Below are 19,842 nucleotides of genomic sequence, written 5' to 3'. Positions count from 1 at the left end.
TTCCCGCAGTGTGTCGCAGACAAACTGTGAGGGACAACCCTTTTTTTTGTCTTATAAATATCAGGAAATCCAAAACTTCTTGTGTCGAAAGATCGTTCTAAAGCTATGGAGGATCATCGTAAATTTATGAAGCAAGCTATCTCCCTGTCGGCAGATAACCTTAAAACGTTGGCGGGGGGACCTTTCGGTTGCGTCATCGTAAGGGACGGCGAGATATTGAGTGCAGCCGCCAATACGGTCACGCAAGATTCCGATCCGACCGCACATGCCGAAATAAACGCGATACGGCAAGCAGCGAAAAAGATCGGTAAGCCCGATCTGTCAGGCTGTACGCTGTATACCAGTGCAGAACCCTGCCCGATGTGCCTCAGTGCCATCTATTGGTGTAATATTAAACAGGTATTTTACGGAAACACCAAGCGCGACGCGGAATGGGCCGGTTTTGGAGATCAATTCATTCTTGACCAACTGCAGCATGGTATCGATGAGCAAGCGATTAAGTTTGAACGGTTATCTGCTAGCGAAGCAATCGCGGTATTTGAAAAGTGGGTGGCCACCAACCCCGAAATCAAAAGCAAAGTTAAAGACGGATCAAGATAAAAAGAGCATTACGTATAATAAATAAAAGTAGACATGCAACAGATAAAAGATAAAGTAGCTTACATCACGGGCGGATCAAAAGGTATCGGCTTCGGTATTGCCCAAGTATTGATAGACCATGGCTTAAAAGTAGCGATATCGGGACGTAAATTAGCTGACTTGCAACAAGCCAAAGAGAAATTGGGCTCCGATAATGTATTCGTTATCCAATCCGATGTCAGTAATTTTGATGACGAAGTAAATGCGGTAAAGGAGATTGTGGCTACCTTCGGAAAAATTGACGTCGTTATCGCCAACGCGGGTGTCGGAAAGTTCGCACCTGTCGATGAAATGTCATTGGATGACTGGAATGCGATGATCGGAACAAATCTTACCGGTGTCTTTCACACCCTGAAAGCTACCGTTGATCAGCTGAAAGAAAATAAAGGCTACTACATATCTATCGCTTCTTTGGCCGGGACAAATTTCTTCCCGAAAGGTGCGGGCTACAACGCTTCGAAGTTTGGTGTCGTGGGTTTTACGCAGGCAGCTATGCTCGACCTTCGAAGCCATGATGTCAAATGTACAACCATTATGCCTGGATCGGTAACTTCCCACTTTGCGGAGCATACGCCAAGTGAAGCGGACGCATGGAAAATCCAGCCCTCCGATATCGGGGAGATGATCGTCAATCTACTGCAGATGAATGCGAATGTACTGCCTAGTAAAATCGAGGTGCGCCCAACAAAAACCAGTTAGTATCGGCGAAACAGCGCTCGTAAAGCTTTGCTACATATCGAGCCAGTTTCCGGAGGAATAATTGCATGCTGGATCAGTAGACAGGTCTTTTGGTTAGTTAAGTTTGCGTAGACAATGTAGTCAAACTTAAAACCATAAAGATGAATAAATCTATCTTTTATCATGCAGGATGTCCTGTGTGTGTAAGCGCAGAACAGGATATAATATCCTTAATCGGTGCAGACCATATAGAGGTGGTGCACTTAGCAGAACAGAAAGAGCGGATCGATGAAGCTGAAAAAGCTGGTGTCAGGTCTGTTCCGGCATTGTTGACGCCAAGCGGAAATGTATTGCACCTTAATTTTGGTGCTTCTATCGCTGATGTGAAAGCATAACAATTTAAAATCAAAGCATCCCACGTGGTTCTTCGGCATGTAACACACGTGGGGTGCTTACATGTTCACCTTTATGTCGCGCTGTCTATCGTTTGCAGGAGTATTTTTTTCAAAGTTGCTGTCTCGGCAGTAGATAATTTGCGTAGCGGAGCACGCAACTCGCCTGCCTGCTCACCCAGAATTTCCAAACCGGCTTTTACTGTACGGGGCAAACCATACGCTACGATGAACTTTAGAAGATCAAACTGCGCAAGAAAGTACCGTTCTGCCAAGGTGTAGTCTCGTTTGCATACCGCGCTATAGAGCGCAAGGTTTAGATCAGGGATAAGGTTATGCGCAGCGGTACACCATCCCCGTGCACCCGCAGCAAAAGCGGCCAACGCCAACGGATTTGATCCATTGTAAAATGAAACATCTTCGCCCAATTCCCTTCGTAGGTAATGCATCCGCTGTATGTCGCCTGTACTTTCCTTGACCATCGTTACGTTGGGAATTTCCAATAATTTTTTGAGAAGCTGCGGAGACATATCGACACCTCCAGTGGCGGGATTGTTGTAGGCCATGATGGGGATGTTGAGCTTAGAGGCTACCGCATCATAGTGATGAAAGATTTCATCGTCGGTAAGTTTCCAATAGCTCATGGGAATGATCATAACTGCGTCTGCGCCAGCGCGCTCCGCAAACTGTGCATGTTGGATGGTCCGTTCGGTCGTCAGATTAGAAACGCCAACCAATATGGGAACACGACCGGCGACCTGTTGCACAGTAGCTTCTGTTATGGCTTCCTTTTCGGCATCATTCAGATAGGGCAGGACACCAGTACTACCCAGTGGAGCCACGGCATGTGCGCCTGTCGTAATCAGCCGCTCCAATAGATGTTGATATAGCGGAATATCGACAGTTTTCTTTTCATCAAAAGGTGTAATGGGGTAGGCTATAATGCCCTGTAAACTAGTATGCATATAGTTTTTTTTTAAGGAAGAAGTAGATATGGAATAACGGGCTGTTTTGGTGTTTACACATCGCGTCCTGCTTCTTCCCGCAAAGCGACACCGAGATTCTGCAGCTGCGGTGCATTCTCGCACGCGATGTATTTCGCCGGATTATCATCGCTGAGGTTGCGATGGCGGTGCCAAGCCCACGAAGGAATGTAAACGGCATCCCCCTGTTCCCACTCCACCAATGTGTCTTCAATTTCGGTATATCCGCGGCCTTCGAGGACGTAAAGCACAGTTTCATAGGTGTGTCGATGGCGATTGGTTAACTGACCGGGCAGCAAACCTCCAATCGTCATACTGACATTTTTACTCGGTAGATCGACAAAAAAAACGGGATGCTTCCGCTCGTTGGAAAACTGATCGTGTTCACCAGCTTGTTCGACGTTTTTGTGAATCAAATGGGTGGGCATGACAAACTGGGGTCTTGCAAATGTCTGGTGGAAATCCTTTGAACTGAATTGTTTCTGTTCGGTACGCAGCTGTGTTTGCTGGTGGACTGGTTCGATTTTTTTTGACTTTGTCATCTTTGTTCTGTTTTTTGTTTTGCACTATTGCATGTCCAAAATTATCGTATATTTGGACGGGTATAATGGTGCAGATTTGTTAACACTAGCTAGTCCAGATGCTTAGACCTTGGGATCTTCAAATAACAATAAATACAACCTGTGAGAAAGCGGTTTATATGCAAATTGCAGATGCCATTATCCATGCCATAAAAATTGGTAAGTTGAGTCCAGGTGATGCCCTTCCGGGCAGTAGGCAATTAGCAACCAAACTGCTGGTAAACCGCAATACCGTAACGATGGCACTGGATGTGCTGTCGGCAGAAGGCTGGCTCGTAGCACAACCCCGAAAAGGGATGTTCGTTGCGCATATGCTGCCGACATTCAAAGCCCGGAAAGCAATAGCTAAACAGCGGGTTGAACAGCCCCAGCTTATCAAGCCGCATATTTTCTTTGACGATGGTCTTCCCGATACCCGAATTGCGCCGATGGACGCACTAGGTGCAGCCTACCGGCAGATTTTTAGTCGAAAAGGCCGCTGGCAAATGATGGGGTACAGTGACGCAGCTGGGGAAGAAGAGTTCCGGATAGGAATCGCACAAATGCTCAACTATAATCGAGGCATGCACCTACATCCTGATCAGGTTTTTATCACGCGGGGCAGCCAGATGGCGACTTTTCTTGCAGCACACTGCTTGCTTGTGCCTGGCGATCTTGTTGCGGTGGAGAATCCGGGCTATAAAGCTGCTTGGGAGGCTTTCGAGCATGCTGGCGCAACGCTCCTCCCGATCCGTGTAGATGAAGATGGGATAGTGGTGGAGGAGTTGAAGGCAATGCTTGCCCAAAAGAGGCGCATCAAAGCGATCTATGTGACGCCACATCACCAATTCCCGACCACAGTCACGTTGAGTTTAGCACGAAGATTAGAACTTGTTGAACTTTCCAATCGATACGGTTTTACGATCATCGAGGACGATTATGATAACGAGTTTCATTTCGGACAACGTCCCATTTTCCCGGTGAGCAGTTCAGAGCAATTGGAAAATTATGTCTACATCGGGACGATGAGTAAGATCATAGCGCCGGCGTTGCGCATAGGGTACTTCGCGGCGTCTCCTGCTATAGTAGCCAAAGCCAAAGCATTACGTCGAATTATTGATGTACAGGGTGATAATATGATGACGCAAGCGGTATTACAGCTTATCGATGAAGGTTACCTGAAAAGACATCTTCGAAAAGCAACAACACACTACCGGACAAAACGGGATGTCTTTGAAGAACTTATTAAAACATATCTATCCGATAAAGTGACATGCAAAAAACCGCAGGGAGGGCTCGCATTTTGGTTGATACCCAATACCGCTCAAGACCTGGATTTATTGGAAAAAAAGTTGCTTAAAAAAGGTGTTGCCATTGTTTCTCCCAAAAATTTTGGCGTCGGCGATACGGCTTTCGGATTACGCTTAGGCTATGCCTCATTAGACAACGCGCAACTGGAACAAGGCATTGCTATTATGGCTGAAATGCTATTGGGGTAGTGAAAAAATAGGGTTGTTTTTGTACGTTTTCTGAAGGGTTAACCGCTTTACAGGCAAAATAGCGGTTCGTCTCGCCATAAAGAGCATGTGCTATAATTCAGGTCGTAAGTGCAGAGAAGATAATAGATGTTTTTGGGGTGCGGCTCTTGCAGTTTTAAAATAGAAAGACTTTAAAATTTTCGCTATTTTATAAAATCCTTGAAAATATTTTTCTAGATTTGCTTCGATGAGATTGGCTTTAAGCATATTATCGATTTATTTCCTTGTTCTTTCGGCACTACCTTGCCGAGATGGGGGAGAAGATATGTCGGTGCTGATCCCATCCGCTGTAGCCCAAACGGAGGCGCATGCAGACGAACAGGGGCATTCAGATCATCGTGATGATGGATGTTCGCCATTTTGCTCTTGCCAATGCTGTAGCCTTAAATTTGAAATCGTACAACTCTTCGAGAATCACGTCGGTAAGAAGGTTTCTTTTCAACTCGCAACATCCATGTATGTGCTAGATGCTCCAGCAATAGATAACTACCCCAATCAAATTTGGCAACCGCCAAAATACATCGCATAATTTATTTTTCCCTTTTGGCCTTCGGGCAATGAGGTGATTAAAACTGCTGTGGTTCATTTCATGAATAAACGTTGTTATGCTGCGTAAGCAATAACTGTTTATCATAATTTGTATCCACGGATGATATGAAAATATATCGGTCCACAGCCTATTGGACCTCATATTTACGATTAAAGAAGATGTATTGTGTTAGACAACATTATTAGTTTTAGTATAAAAAACAAGATTATTATTGCGCTGATGACCTTGTTGCTGATTATTTGGGGGGCTTGGAGCGCAACAAAGCTCCCAATTGATGCTGTACCGGATATCACCAATAACCAGGTTCAAATTTTCACGTCTTGTCCTACATTAGCGGGGCAGGAAGTGGAGCAGCTGGTTACCTTTCCGATTGAGCAAAGTATTGCCAATGTACCGCGCATCGAAGAAATTCGGAGTATATCCCGCTTCGGGCTTTCTGTCATCACCGTCGTCTTTGAAGAAGATGTCGATATCTATTTTGCCCGGCAGCTGATTGGCGAGAAGTTGAAAGAAGCGGTCGAATCTATTCCCTCGGGGATCGGGTCGCCTGAATTGGCGCCGGTGAGCACGGGATTGGGTGAGGTATATCAATATATCATACACCCAAAAAAAGGAAGCGAGGACAAGTACAATGCGAAGGATTTGCGCACCATGCAGGATTGGATCGTTGCGAGGCAATTGTATGGTACACCCGGTGTTGCGGAGATAAATAGCTTTGGCGGCGAGCTCAAACAGTATGAGGTGGCTGTAAATCCCGATCGGCTGAAAGCGATGGGGGTGACCATTCCTGAAATTTTTACGGCTTTAGAACAAAACAACCAGAATACCGGCGGGGCATATATCGACAAACGCCCAAATGCTTACTTTATCCGTGGTATTGGATTGGTAAAATCGATTGCTGATATTCAGCAGATTGCCGTTAAGACTGGTGGACCGGTGCCTATCTATGTCAAAGATGTAGCGGATGTGAGGTTTGGCAGTGCAGTGCGTTACGGTGCGTTGACCTACAATGGAGAAGTGGATGCCGTGGGTGGCGTCGTGATGATGCTAAAGGGCGAGAACAGCAATGAGGTCGTTAAGCGGGTGAAGGAAAAATTGCCCACCATTCAAAAATCGTTGCCTGATGATGTGGTCATCGAACCTTATCTGGATCGTACGGAGCTTGTGGGGCGGGCGATCAGCACAGTGAAAAAGAACCTGATCGAAGGCGCACTTATCGTGATCTTTGTGCTGGTATTATTTTTAGGTAATCTGCGCGCCGGTCTTATTGTTGCTTCGGCTATTCCCTTATCCTTGCTTTTTGCGCTGGGTATGATGAATGTCTTTGGGGTCAGTGCGAATTTGATGAGCCTTGGCGCAATAGATTTCGGCCTTATCGTCGATGGTGCCGTGATTGTTGTCGAAGCAACTTTGCATCACCTTGGTCTACGGAAATCAACGGAAAGGCTGACGCAACAACAAATGGATGCAGAGGTGTTTGATTCCGCCTCGAAAATCCGTACCAGCGCTGCCTTCGGCGAAATCATTATTCTTATCGTCTATATTCCGATCTTAACACTGGTAGGTGTCGAAGGTAAGATGTTCACGCCGATGGCAAAAACAGTTGGCTTCGCCATTTTAGGGGCGTTGATTTTATCCCTCACTTATATTCCGATGATGTGTGCCCTATTTCTTCCGAAAGAAGGACATACCAAGAAAACATTTAGTGATCGGTTTATCGAACGCCTTCAAAAGTGGTATGCTCCGCTTTTGCAGAAGACTTTGCGTGTGAAATACCTAGTTGTGTCGATCACGGTTGCCGTATTTGCTGTTGCTGTTTTCGCATTCAGCCGCATGGGCGGAGAATTCATTCCGCAACTGCAGGAGGGTGATTTTGCTTTTCACTGTATTTTACCGCAGGGTAGCTCGTTGAGCCAAAGTATCGAGACGTCGATGAAGGCGTCCCGCATCATCAAGGAGTTTGACGAAGTGAAGATGGTGGTGGGGAAAACTGGCGCAGCGGAGGTGCCTACCGACCCGATGCCGCCCGAGGCTACAGATATGATGGTGGTGTTGAAGCCGCAAGACGAATGGACTTCCGGTCGCAGTTACAACGAACTGGCCGACGCGATTATGGAACGGCTGGAAGTGATACCGGGCGTTTTCTTTGAAAAGAACCAACCGATACAGATGCGCTTCAACGAGCTGATGACAGGTATACGTCAGGATGTTGCTGTCAAGATATTTGGTGAAAACATGGATAGTTTGGCCAATTTGGCAACAAAGGTCGGACGTGTGGTACAAAGCGTTCCCGGCACGACGGCGCCGCAGATCGAACGTGTCAGTGGCCTACCCCAGATCAATGTGGAATATGACCGCACGAAGCTTGCCAATTATGGTCTATCGGTACAGCAGCTAAATGATATCGTCAGTACCGCATTTGCCGGTAAGGCTGCTGGACAGGTATACGAGAACGAGCGACGTTTTGACCTGGTTGTCCGTTTGGACAGTGCCAGCAGGAGTGATATTGATGATGTCAGCAACCTGATGGTTCCGATTGCCGGCGGCAGCCAGATTCCGTTGTATCAACTGGCCAACATCGGCTATAAATTGGGGCCGGCGCAGATCAGTCGCGAGGCTGGCAAACGCCGTATCGTGATCGGTTTCAACGTAGCTGGGAGAGATGTGCAGAGCGTGGTAGCCGATATACAGGAACAGCTCGACCGACAGATCAAACTTCCGTTAGGTTATTATTTCACCTACGGCGGCCAATTCGAAAACCTACAGGAAGCTAGTGCCCGACTGATGGTTGCCGTCCCGATTTCTTTGCTCCTGATTTTCATGCTGCTTTTTTTTACGTTTCATTCGGTCAAGCAGGCAGTGCTGATCTTCACGGCCATACCCATGAGTGCGATAGGTGGCGTGTTTGCCCTGATGCTACGGGACATGCCCTTCAGCATCAGCGCGGGAATAGGATTTATTGCCCTTTTTGGCGTGGCGGTGTTGAACGGTATCGTACTGATCGGCACGTTCAATCAGCTGGAAAAAGAGGGTGTAACGGATATCTACCGCCGTGTCAAAGAAGGAACCTTAACAAGGTTGCGCCCGGTACTGATGACAGCGACAGTGGCCTCGCTTGGATTCTTGCCCATGGCGATAAGCACTAGCGCCGGGGCAGAGGTACAAAAGCCGCTGGCAACCGTAGTAATTGGGGGGTTGGTCACGGCAACGTTCCTGACGCTGTTTGTCCTGCCCTTGCTCTATATTATCTTTCATGCCAAACTTAACCTTTGGAATAGTAGAAATATGAAAACGATCGCAACAATTTTATTAATCTTGAGTTTAGGGATACCGGCTGCAAAAGCGCAACAGCGGATGACTATCGATGGCGCTATTGCGATAGCGATGGAAAGCAACAGACAGTTTAAAGTGAACAGCGCCGAGGTTAGATCGGCCGAACTACAGGTTAAAACAGCAAACGACATCCCGAAAACGGGGGTGTTCTTTGAAAACGAGGACTATCGTCCGTCCGATCATGTCGGGATCTTAAAAATCGGCCTTTCGCAGGATTTGCCCTGGCCGGGCCTATACGCCGCTCGACGACGGTATTTACAGGAACAATTTACCTTAACGCAGATGAACAGGGATATGTTACAGGCGACCATAAAACGTGACGTGCGGACCGCGTATTATCAATTGTGGTATCTACAGGATCGTCAACGCCTGTACAACAAATTAGATAGTATCTATACCACGTTATTCCATGCAACAGATCTTCGCCTTCGAACGGGTGACGTCGCCGCCTTGGATAAAATTGCTGCTCAGGCCAAGGCCAGTGAGATACGTGCGCAGGTCGAACAAAACAAGGAAGAAATGGTTATGCAACAACAGCAATTGATGTTACTGTTGAATAGCAACGCATGGATGTTGCCCATCGACGTGCCGCTAAGCAAGATGGAAGTGCGTTTGCTGGAGCTATCCGACTCGCATCCCATGATAACTTTACAGCAGCAGAACATTGCCATTGCCCAAAAAAATATCGAGCTGCAGAAACAGGGCTATATGCCCGACTTTAACGGCCGCTTTTTCTCCCAGCGCATGTGGGGCGCGCGCGACCCCTTTTCTGGATTTTCCGTTACAGCTGCGTTTCCGGTATTTGGCCTAGCGGCCAATAAAAACAAGGTACGGACGGCGAGAGCGGAGATGCAGGTGGAAGAGGAAACGCTATTGCTGCGGCAGCAGGAACTGACGACGCAACAACGGAATGCGCAGGCCTCTATCCAAAAGAATATCGCCCTTTTACAATTTTACGAAGCAGATGGTCTCCGTCAGGCCGAAGAAATTATCAAAGCGGCTACGTTAAGTTACAATACCGGGGAGATTGGCTTCGCAGAGCTCAGCCAATTTTTGGGTCAAGCAATCGGTATAAGACAAAATTATCTGGACGTACTGAACACTTACAACCAATCGGTTATTGCGTTCAACTATTATAACAACAAATAAATTTAACAATGAAAATAAAACAGCATATATTTCTCGCATTATCGCTGCTATTCGTTCTGGCAAGCTGCGGGCAGAAGCATGCACCGGGAGATGGGCATACGCATGGAGAGCAGACAGAAAAGCAGGAAGAAGGGCATGCAGAAACGAGTACAATTGCATCCTTAACAGCAGCGCAAATTGCGGCTGTAGATATCAAAATCGGACAGATCGAACAAAAAAGTTTGACGAATGTACTGAAGGCTAATGGGGTTTTACGGGTCCCAAACAACAACAAGGCAAATGCATCTTCGCTCTACGGCGGAGTGATCAAAACCATGCCCGTCCAATTGGGCGATCGTGTGAGAAAAGGGCAGGTAATCGCTACGATAAGCAACCCTCAATTTATCCAGGTGCAAGAAGAATATCTGACCATCGTTGGACAGATCGTTTTGGCTGATCAGGAATTGCAGCGACAGCAAGAATTAAATGCGGGAAATGCTGGGGCACGCAAGAATTTGCAGACCGCAAACGCCACGCTGAATACATTACGTACACGGCAAGCGTCTTTACAGCAGCAGATCCGGCTCATGGGCATCGATCCGGCGAGCGTAAGCAATGGAAACATGCGATCAAGCTTAGTCATCACCAGCCCGATGAACGGTGTAATAAGTAATGTATTTGCGAAGATCGGTAGCTACGTGGATGTATCTTCGCCTGTATTGGAAATTGTCGACAACAGCCTATTGCACTTGGATCTGCAGGTTTTTGAGAAAGACCTTGCCCAGATTAAGGTGGGCCAGCTTGTCGACTTTACCGTCACCAATAACCCCACCAAACATTTTTCGGCCAAGGTATTTAGTATCGGCGCTTCTTTTGAGGATGATAGTAAATCTGTTGCTATACATTGTATGGTTGTTGGAAACAAAGAAGGCTTGATAGACGGTATGAATACGGTGGGTACAATTAGTTTGGATCATGCATTGGTAACAGCTGTTCCGAACGATGCTATCGTAGAGGCGGATGGGAAGTTTTATATTTTCGTACAAACCGACAAAGAGGGAGAAGAACATCATGACGAAATAGGGCACGAGCATGCAGAGGGTGAAGAACACGCGCATGCACACAATGGCAATACCGAAGCGGAAAACAAGAACATAAATTTTGAACGGATAGAAGTGGCGAAGGGCGTATCGGAAATGGGCTATACAGCCATTACGGCTGTCGGAGACCTTCCGGCAGATGCAAAGGTGGTGGTCAAGGGCGGTTTCTTTATCCATGCGAAATTAAATAACACAGGCGGACATCAACATTAAAATTTAAGGTTATGGAATCGAACAAAACAAGATTACCGAAAGCTAAAGAATCGGAATCACATGCGCATGTCACGATTTTCGGGGAGAACACGGAACTTCTATTTGCGCTAGCATGTGGGTTTTTACTGGGCTTGGGTTGGGGGCTGTCTTTTTTGGACGGCGTAGCGAATGGTATCCCCATCGCGTGCTATGTCTTGGCCTATTTTTTCGGTGGGTTTTTCACGGCAAGCGAGGCAATACGTACGATCAGTAAAGGTGGTTTTGAAATAGATTTTCTGATGCTTGTGGCGGCAATCGGCGCCGCAATTTTGGGGGAGTGGGCAGAAGGTGCGCTGTTGCTTTTTCTTTTTAGCTTGGGGCACGCACTGGAACATTATGCGATGGGTAAAGCTAAAAAATCCATCGAAGCGCTAACTAGCCTTGCTCCGCCCACGGCCTTGCTAAGAAAGGAGGGTGACACCGTCGAAGTACCCATAGAAAATCTGGTATTAGGTGATGTGATCATTATAAAACCCAACAGCAAGATCCCGGCAGATGGGCTTATTTTGAAAGGAGCGGGTAGCATCAATCAGGCGCCGATTACGGGCGAAAGCGTTCCTGTGGACAAGGTGGCGATTTCAGATCCATCGATAGATGTAGCCGATCTGAATAAGCTAAAACCTGAAAACCGCGTATTTGCCGGTACAATCAATGGCTCTTCCGCATTGGAAGTGAAGGTCTTGAAAGAAGCGAAGGATTCGACCATTGCCCGGTTAATAAACATGGTGAATGAAGCTGAGAAGCAAAAGTCGCCCACACAATTGTTGACCGATAAATTCCAACGGTATTTCGTTCCGTTTGTGCTGATATTGGCCGTTACCTTGTGCTTTGCTTTTTTGGTGGTAGATGAGCCATTTGCAAAGAGTTTCTACCGGGCAATGGCCGTACTTGTCGCAGCAAGTCCATGTGCGCTGGCAATCTCTACGCCAAGTGCTGTGCTTAGCGGCGTCGCTCGCGCGGCAAGAGGCGGCGTATTGATAAAGGGGGGAAGACCATTGGAGGATCTGGGGTCTTTGGAAGCTATTGCATTCGACAAAACAGGAACGTTGACAACAGGGAAACCAAAACTCACCAACGTTATTCCCTTAAACGACGTGGAAGAATCCCATTTGCTAACGATGGCCATTGCGGTAGAAAAATTAAGCGACCATCCGCTGGCAGAAGCAATTGTTGCCGGCGGTATGGAGAAATCGGGAAAGTCGGTTTTGCCGGAAGCACGTAACGTTAAAGGTATCGTCGGGCGAGGTGTGGAAGCCATTGTCGACGGTAGAAAGATAATGATCGGCAACATGGCGCTATTTGCCCAGGATAATGTCCCGTTGGAGATAGTTGGACAAATAGAAAATCTGGAGAAAGATGGACATACCACGATGCTGGTGAAAGAAGACGATCAATATATAGGAATGCTGTCTGTGATGGATGTTCCCCGCACGGAAGCGCGATCCGTCTTGGACCGGTTGGCAAAGCTTGGAATCAAAAAAATGGTGATGCTGACAGGGGATAACCAGCGTGTTGGAGAGGCGGTAGCAAAGCAGATAGGCATCACCGATGCCATGGGCAATTTGATGCCGGAGGATAAGGTGGCTGCCGTTGAAAAGCTTAACCTGCGCGAAGGGATGGTGGCTATGGTGGGGGATGGGGTGAACGACGCACCGGCAATGGCAAAAAGTACAGTCGGCATTGCTATGGGGGCGGCCGGATCGGACGTGGCCTTAGAGACAGCCGACATTGCGCTCATGGGGGATAGGCTCGAAAGTTTGCCTTTTGCCATTGGCCTTAGCCGAAAAGCCAAATCCGTTATCAAACAGAATCTTTGGGTGAGTTTGGGTATTGTGGCGATCCTTATTCCGCTTACTATTCTAGGGATTACCAGCATTGGCCCTGCAGTCATGATTCACGAAGGATCCACGTTGTTGGTGGTCGCAAATGCGCTTCGACTGCTGGCCTACAGGGCGCACGACTGATGGAGCTGTAAAGAACAGATCTCACCGTGCAGAAAGTATATTGCTCCTATCCTTAGCATAACAAAATGCCGTAGGTCAAACGAGCTGATCATACGGCATTTTGTTAAAAAGCTGGCGAACGCCTGATGGCTGAGCAATCGGCCTATGCCGTCGGATGGAGCGCAGTTTTAAAGTGAGCCGGAATCCGGAACGCCAATAGCAAACTGAACGTGCTGTCAGTCTTAGCAAAGGGTATACCGGCTAGTAAGCTTTTTCCTTCGCTATACTCGACTTGATAGGCTGCCGCTTCCCAAGAAGCGCCTTTATAATGACGGGAGCGGTTGCCAAGAGTACAATGCCCAAGATCACGTACTCCAGATTTTGCTGTACCCAAGCGTTTTCACCCAACAAGTACCCAAGTGTCACGAGACTGACCACCCATAGTATGGCACCGATGATATTGTACATAGCAAATTTTCTGAAATTCATACCGACAATTCCGGCAACGATAGGAGCAAAGGTACGTACGATAGGCAAAAAGCGCGCTAAAATAATGGCAGCGCCACCTTGACGCTCATAGAATTCCTGTGCTTTATATATGTACTGCTTTTTAAAAATGAAGTTGTCCTTCATCTTGAGCAAACGATGTCCGAAATACTTCCCGCTCCAGTAGCCCACAAAATTTCCGATAATGGCTGCTACGCAGATCAAAGTTATCCAATAAAGTAATGTCGGAAGCTGTTGCGTAGGATCGATTTTCATGTTCGCGATGATTATTCCGGCAATAAATAGAATAGGGTCCCCCGGTAGAAAAAATCCTACGAGAATACCGGTCTCGGCAAAAATGATAAAAAGAAGAAGGTATAGCCCACCATGGGCAACAAGCCAGTCTGGATCGGTAAGGTTATGTAAAAAAGGTAATATTGCGTCCATGTATAATGATCATAGTTTCTGATTGCAAAAATACGAATGAATATGGTAATAACGTAGAAATACGGTAGAACTTAAGCCACATGAAAAACATATTTTAGCGCAGCTCTAGTCGATAATGCCTTTTACAGCAGGGTATGCATATAACGCTGCCCCCGTATTTCAAATGCATATTTACAGAAAATGCGGATATGCCGTAAGGCCTATCCGCATTTTTCAACCAAAACCAAGTGAATCCTATAAGCCGTTCAACCAGCTATCCACCTCATCTTTGGTTTTGCCAGTCTTCTTTTGAAGCTTACCTACCAATTCATCTTCCTTACCTTCGGCGTATAGTAAATCGTCATCAGTTAGGTCAGCATATTGCTGTTTTACTTTACCTTTGATTTCGTTCCAACGTCCTTTCCATGTTAATTCACTCATAATATGTTCCTCCTTTGTTTAGTAGATGAACAGGCAGGAAGACTTTTGGTTTGTGAAAAAGTGTTAAAAGAGGATTTTTTTAAACTTTTAAAAGCTGAGCTGAAGTGATGTTTTTTTTTGCGGATTGTAGTGCATATGACCGCGGTGATTTACGAATGGCAGCAAAGCGAAGCAGGGGTTTACTATGCGGACGTATTTTCGAAAAAGTCATGTGGCGAAAAGGTTTTATGGTTTTGTAGACGATAAATATCTAGATCTAAAATAGATCGATTAAAAAAATACAATCTATTTTACTCCTTTTTTTTCCTGCCATAAGTTTTATATGGAGCGGGTGATTATTCACAGATTTCGTTTATTGCTTTCTATTGCAATAAATTCCGGTAGGTAGTTCGGGGTACATCCTCTGGAAACCATATCGCCTTCATAAAGCCCTGTTTTGTCGCCAATGTCGATGCAACGATGACGGTATCTTTTTTCATAGACACCGATCCATCCGGCGGTGAAATTCATGGCCCATTGCACCTCCGGTACTTCGTTTGCTAGTTCGGCCTCGATAGCAGTAAGTAATGCCTCACTATTTGCCGGTGGCGTTTGCCCCGTCCATCTCAACCTAGCTTGATAATACCAATACGTCCGTCGCTGAAGTGCCAAATGGCTGTTCTTCCATGACTGAATTAGCGAAACACCCTTTTTGTCCTTTGTAAGTTGATTGGCCATCAACCAGTCCATCAGCTGCGTTCTTTCCGTAAGGGAGTGGGTTTGCATGGCGGCGGTCAGCTTGTCGACGAGCGGCTGTGAAAGAAGTTTCGAATCCATAATCAAGATCGCCAATTGTCTAGGTAAAAAAAGTCCGGTAGCCCATAATTCCATCGCTAATTCCTGATCTTTTTTGATTTCTTTGGCCATTTTCCGCAGATCGCCCTGCTTTGTTTTGGCATCGATCTGCGCCAAGATGTTTTTTGCCTCCGTTGTCTGTTTCATAAGGGGAGTGTCTTATTTTTGGAACGAATGATGAACGGCCCGTCTTCTTTTTTAGCGCAACCGTTTGATTTCTTTCGTTCAGCTTTTGACTTCATCGGTAAGATCCGACAAGCTTTGCTTAACTCGGCGATAGATTGTGCCTTAGCACGATCTTCCTGCATATACGAACTGGTTTTTTACCGGTAAATCGGTAGAATACCATATCCGAAAATATTTTATAATAAAATACCTTTGGTCTAAAGTTACGGATTATTGTGACGAACAACAATAGCTTGATGTTCTTTGATGTATTGGTATTTTAGGGAAATTTAATAGATAGAAGATTAATATGATGAGGCTGCTTGTGGCGCCGTAGGGTGAGGATAATAGTCGCTCGCCAAATAATTTTTGTGATACACAACGTTTCCTGCCGGTTTCCAGCTGTTGAGGCTAGTAATTCAACGCCGCTTTAGTATAAAGGAAATGCATCTGTAAACATAAAAACTATTACGCAAAGTTTCTGGCAGAACCAATTAAGGTTTTGGGGTGATCAGAGAAATATGAATAGAAATACTTTGCCGGTTTTTGCTCATAGAAGGTGATGTACAAATTGGTTGTTTATTAGAAATGCTTGTTATTTATTGAGATTTTTTGAGGCTGCTTGTGAAGCCGCAGGGGGAGGACACTGTCACTCGCCAAGTACTTTTATCTTTAACATACACTAGGATCATGCATAGGTACAGATAAAGTGTGGATCTTGTTATAGAACCTTTTAAATTAAATTGGTTCTGCTCTATGGAAGTAGATTTAAGCATACACAATCCCTATTGGTTTTTCCAGCATTAGCATTCCAGTATCTACGAAAGATCGGCATTCGTGCTAGAATAGGCAATAAAATACGATCTATATGCAACCGGATTTTTCCGTAATCTTATTAAAACATTCTAAAATATTCCTAGTTATCATTCGCCTATCTGTATGCTGCACTACGTCAGATAAGTGGCGAATACGAAAATTCGCGCTCGCTCCAAATCTGTGCACCGGAATGAAATCCTTCAATATCAATATTTGCAATAGCTCACTTAACTTTAATACAAACCCTGTCGGAAGATTTTGGACTCTGCAAAATGCATTTGAGCTGGCCAAGATCTCAACAGGTAATGAACCAGCATACTGATTATGAACAAGACTTTGCAACAACAACAATTGGCGAAGCATATTGCTTTGCTCCAACAAGGAGACGAAAGAGGTTTGGATTTTATCTACCGCCGTTTTTTCGGCTATCTGTTTGCCAAATCATTTCGTGCCACGCAAGATGACTGTGTAGCAGAAAGCATTGCGCAGGAAGCCTTCCTACGACTATGGATGTTCCGCAACAAGGTGAAAGATATGGAGGGTATATTAACCTTCTTAAAAACGCAAGTCAGGTCGGCGATTCATGCTTTCTATAGCAAAACGCGGAATAGATTTCACCGAAGTCTGCTCCGCTTAGATGCTGTTGAGGATTATCAGGAGTTTTTGCTAGGCTATGAAGTGGAAGAGGAGGATGAATCAGACCTGGTCTATCTAGAAGAATTGGAGGAAGAAAAACGACAGCGTCTAGATCAGCTCAATAAGTTTTTGCCAAATCTTAACCAGCAACAGCAGTTGTTTATCAAACTCTGTTTGAAATACAGTTTTAACTACGAACGGATAGCCTATTACCTCGGTGGGATTTCGGATTACGAAGTTAGCTTACAAGTCGAAAAAGCAATCAAGACCCTCCGATCCGTATTTAATAGTTCGCAAAAAATGAAGGATATGAACAGGCAGACTATTCGTGGACTACAGGGGGATTTTAATGCGAAACAGTTGAAAATTCTTCACATGCGCTATGAATTGCACTGGTCCTTCGAGCAAATGGCAGAAGCATTGCAGCTCGATTCAGTCACTGTCAAGAAACTTTTTGTGCAGGCACATGCCAAAATCAAAACAACAAGCAAAATCTCGTAACGAATAAAAATATGGAAAAGGATACCATCATTTTAACACGAAAAGTACAAATTTACTTGGATTGCGACGATAAAGAGCAGCGCTCTACATATTTCCAACAGTTGTTTACATGGCAAGACATGGTCTATCGTGGTGCTAACATGGTGATGACACATCAATATGTACAGGAGCAGATCAAGGATCTCATCTATCTACGCGATGATGTGAAGGTGAAATTGGGTGATTTCAAAAAAGACCCTGACGGCATCTTTAATTCTTCCAAAATGAATACTACCTATCGTGTTCTATCCTTGTATTTTAAGGGTAAGCTGCCTTCGCAAATTATCTCGGCGATGAACATGACGTTGAACAAGGCCTATAGTACAGACCGAACAGCCTATTGGAAGGGTGAAAAGTCTTTACGTAATTATCGAAAAGATATGCCAATTCCTTTTGGCGGGGATCAGGTGAAGCTGAGCAACGACGAGAGAAATAGGGATTTTAAACTTATGCTCTTTAAGATTCCGTTCCGTACTTATCTTGGTAAAGATCGATCGGATAAAAGAGTTCTTTTGCAAAGGGTATTGGTAGGGCAAATCAAAATATGCACCAGTTCCATCAAAATAGTGAAGGGCAAGATATTCTTGTTGTTAGCGCTTAAACTTCCAAAAAAACAGTATCACCTTAAAGAACACATCATTGCGGAAGCTTCGCTTTCGGTAGAATATCCGATCACCGTATCCATCGATAAAGACAATTTTCAAATAGGAAATAAAGAAGAGTTTCTATATCGAAGGTTGGCCATACAGGCTGCAAGAAATCGAATACAGAAAGCTTCGGCTTTCAACAAAGGCGGACATGGACGTAAGAAGAAATTGAAATGTTTGGCGCATTTTAGCGAAAAGGAAAAGCGTTACGTCGATAGCCGACTGCATCTCTACAGTCGTCGTTTAATAGACATCTGTATCAAATCTGAGGCTGGTACATTACTATTAGTCAATCAACTTAGCAAAGAAGAGGGCGCTAGAAATGATGAATTCTTATTGCGCAACTGGAGTTATTATGGACTGATCGAAAAAATTAAATACAAGGCGAAGATGGCGGGGATAAATGTTATTGTTGAGTAAAAGGGTGACTTATCGGCGTGCTGCTTAGCCCAATTGGCTGTAATAGTTTATGACCTGATAAAAGGTTTGTTCATCCTGCTGAACACACATTTTTAGGGGACACTTGAATGAGAAACTCTATTTTCCTTCCTTCAATTTCTTAACCTCATTGGTAAGATCCAATACAGCTTTGCTTAATTCTGCAATGGATTGGGTCTTTACACGATCTTCTTCAATAAATTTTTCGAGTAGTGCGACCAGTTTGTCTGATCCATCATTATTGAAGGTTGGTTGCGCATTTAAACCTACAGAATTGTCGCTGAACGTTGAATTGTTGTTATTCTGTATATTATAAATTACATTTTCGTCTTTAAAAGAATGAATAAACTCAGGTGTTACACCCAAAGCGGCTGCTAACTCTTCTAAAAGAGGCTCGTCCAACGCTACCATATTTTCAAAGTCCGAAATCCTTTGTTGCGAGTATTTGTTGCGGCAAAGCTGACCAAAAGCTTCCTGCTTGATTCCCTGTATCTCACGGATACGTTTTATATTATGACCGATGTGCATGGTTTCGTTTTTTTCTTTAAAAATAGTATTCATAATAAATGAAAATTATGGACCGGTTTTTTACCGTCAAATCGGTAGAATACCATGTCTGAAAATAATATATAGTGAAATAACTTTGGCTTAAAGTTACGGATTATTGTGACGAACAACAATAGCTAGATGTTTTTTGATGTATCGGTACTCAAAGGAAATTTATACAACAGGCAGAAGATAGTTCTTACCAGGGTGCTTATAGTGCCGTACGGTAAGGGTTTTTTGATTGGACATACTGGTATCGATGCTCTGGGATAGTATACTGAAAAAAAAATTGACAGCCTATCGATTAGTTATTGATAAAGTTTAATGTTATGCTATTGTTTACTTACACATTATTTTCGTTTATGGGTGTTGGATTGACCATCTTTTCCATGACAAAAGAGTGAAAAGAAAATACCTTCGCAATTGGATACAGTTTGCTAATTAACGGATTACCATGCCATCCGTACTATACCCTGTAACCAAGCTCATCGATCAAAAAAACACGAAAAGATAACCGTACGATATTCATGTCACCCCGCACATGTTTTGGATGTATGCACGTCAAGCTTTTATATCTAGTGAAAGAGATCAACTGCATACGCATTGAGCACGGATGCTTAGTGAAACGACTCAAATGCGAAAGGATTAAGTATGGATGCGTAGTGAAACGGTCCGACTGCATGCGCATTGAGCACGGATGCGTAGTGAAATGGCTTAAATGCGGATGCATTAAGCACGGATGCCTAGTAAGGCGGTTCAACTGCGTAGGGA

General features: G+C 44.9%; 16 protein-coding genes. 10 read left to right on the top strand and 6 right to left on the bottom strand.

All coding sequences use genetic code 11. From position 1 onward, the window contains the following. Nucleotides 1–105 precede the first annotated feature (105 nt). From IE165_RS15115 to IE165_RS15105, 3 genes are all read left to right on the top strand, one after another. On the top strand, nt 106–600 hold the full coding sequence (locus IE165_RS15115; RefSeq protein WP_189627487.1) for a nucleoside deaminase: 495 nt from the start codon (nt 106–108) through the stop codon (nt 598–600). A 33-nt stretch (nt 601–633) separates the two neighbouring features. Next, on the top strand, nt 634–1,338 hold the full coding sequence (locus tag IE165_RS15110; protein WP_189627486.1) for an SDR family oxidoreductase: 705 nt from the start codon (nt 634–636) through the stop codon (nt 1,336–1,338). A 140-nt stretch (nt 1,339–1,478) separates the two neighbouring features. Next, on the top strand, nt 1,479–1,712 hold the full coding sequence (locus tag IE165_RS15105) for a thioredoxin family protein (protein ID WP_189627485.1): 234 nt from the start codon (nt 1,479–1,481) through the stop codon (nt 1,710–1,712). A gap of 71 nt (nt 1,713–1,783) precedes the next feature. Here IE165_RS15105 and IE165_RS15100 read toward each other — a convergent pair whose 3' ends face one another. Both IE165_RS15100 and IE165_RS15095 read right to left on the bottom strand, forming a co-directional pair. Then, nucleotides 1,784–2,674: a dihydrodipicolinate synthase family protein gene (locus tag IE165_RS15100; RefSeq protein WP_189627484.1), complete on the bottom strand. Its 891-nt coding sequence runs from the start codon at nt 2,672–2,674 to the stop codon at nt 1,784–1,786. Between the two features lie 53 nt (nt 2,675–2,727). Continuing rightward, nucleotides 2,728–3,234 (bottom strand): cupin domain-containing protein, encoded by a 507-nt coding sequence (locus tag IE165_RS15095; protein ID WP_189627483.1) that lies wholly within the window; start codon nt 3,232–3,234, stop codon nt 2,728–2,730. Nucleotides 3,235–3,392: 158 nt separating this feature from the next. On the opposite strand from IE165_RS15095, the gene pdxR reads away from it, so the two are divergent. The 5 genes from pdxR to IE165_RS15070 all read left to right on the top strand — a co-directional run bounded on the left by pdxR (nt 3,393) and on the right by IE165_RS15070 (nt 13,117). Next, a complete protein-coding gene (gene pdxR / locus IE165_RS15090) occupies nt 3,393–4,751 on the top strand; it encodes a MocR-like pyridoxine biosynthesis transcription factor PdxR (protein WP_229826580.1) in 1,359 nt (452 codons plus the stop codon). 226 nt (nt 4,752–4,977) lie between these two features. Then, entirely contained in the window at nt 4,978–5,319 is a 342-nt protein-coding gene (locus IE165_RS15085; RefSeq protein WP_189627481.1) for a DUF6660 family protein, read from the top strand. A 186-nt stretch (nt 5,320–5,505) separates the two neighbouring features. Beyond that, nucleotides 5,506–9,822, top strand: coding sequence for a CusA/CzcA family heavy metal efflux RND transporter (locus IE165_RS15080; RefSeq protein ID WP_189627480.1), 4,317 nt, complete (start codon nt 5,506–5,508; stop codon nt 9,820–9,822). A gap of 8 nt (nt 9,823–9,830) precedes the next feature. Then, nucleotides 9,831–11,114: an efflux RND transporter periplasmic adaptor subunit gene (locus tag IE165_RS15075; RefSeq protein ID WP_189627479.1), complete on the top strand. Its 1,284-nt coding sequence runs from the start codon at nt 9,831–9,833 to the stop codon at nt 11,112–11,114. Nucleotides 11,115–11,125: 11 nt separating this feature from the next. Next, nucleotides 11,126–13,117 carry a heavy metal translocating P-type ATPase gene (locus tag IE165_RS15070; RefSeq protein ID WP_189627478.1) on the top strand — a complete coding sequence of 664 codons (1,992 nt, stop codon included), beginning with the start codon at nt 11,126–11,128 and terminating at the stop codon, nt 13,115–13,117. A gap of 240 nt (nt 13,118–13,357) precedes the next feature. Here the strand turns inward: IE165_RS15070 and IE165_RS15065 are convergent, their stop codons facing one another. From IE165_RS15065 to IE165_RS15055, 3 genes are all read right to left on the bottom strand, one after another. Continuing rightward, nucleotides 13,358–14,029 carry a DedA family protein gene (locus tag IE165_RS15065; protein WP_189627477.1) on the bottom strand — a complete coding sequence of 224 codons (672 nt, stop codon included), beginning with the start codon at nt 14,027–14,029 and terminating at the stop codon, nt 13,358–13,360. Nucleotides 14,030–14,263: 234 nt separating this feature from the next. Continuing rightward, nucleotides 14,264–14,449: a CsbD family protein gene (locus tag IE165_RS15060; protein WP_189627476.1), complete on the bottom strand. Its 186-nt coding sequence runs from the start codon at nt 14,447–14,449 to the stop codon at nt 14,264–14,266. Between the two features lie 339 nt (nt 14,450–14,788). Beyond that, a complete protein-coding gene (locus IE165_RS15055) occupies nt 14,789–15,430 on the bottom strand; it encodes a DNA alkylation repair protein (protein WP_189627475.1) in 642 nt (213 codons plus the stop codon). 1,158 nt (nt 15,431–16,588) lie between these two features. On the opposite strand from IE165_RS15055, the gene IE165_RS15050 reads away from it, so the two are divergent. Continuing rightward, a complete protein-coding gene (locus IE165_RS15050; RefSeq protein ID WP_189627474.1) occupies nt 16,589–17,401 on the top strand; it encodes an RNA polymerase sigma factor in 813 nt (270 codons plus the stop codon). Between the two features lie 11 nt (nt 17,402–17,412). Continuing rightward, on the top strand, nt 17,413–18,507 hold the full coding sequence (locus IE165_RS15045; RefSeq protein WP_189627473.1) for a hypothetical protein: 1,095 nt from the start codon (nt 17,413–17,415) through the stop codon (nt 18,505–18,507). Nucleotides 18,508–18,624: 117 nt separating this feature from the next. On the opposite strand, the gene IE165_RS15040 is transcribed toward IE165_RS15045, so the two are convergent. Then, a complete protein-coding gene (locus IE165_RS15040) occupies nt 18,625–19,086 on the bottom strand; it encodes a helix-turn-helix domain-containing protein (protein ID WP_189627472.1) in 462 nt (153 codons plus the stop codon). Nucleotides 19,087–19,842 lie beyond the last annotated feature (756 nt).

This window comes from Sphingobacterium griseoflavum (genome assembly GCF_014653155.1).
GTDB classification, from domain to species: domain Bacteria; phylum Bacteroidota; class Bacteroidia; order Sphingobacteriales; family Sphingobacteriaceae; genus Sphingobacterium; species Sphingobacterium griseoflavum.
The sequence above is the reverse complement of the archived record's forward strand: the minus strand, read 5'-3'. Positions and strand labels throughout refer to the sequence as shown.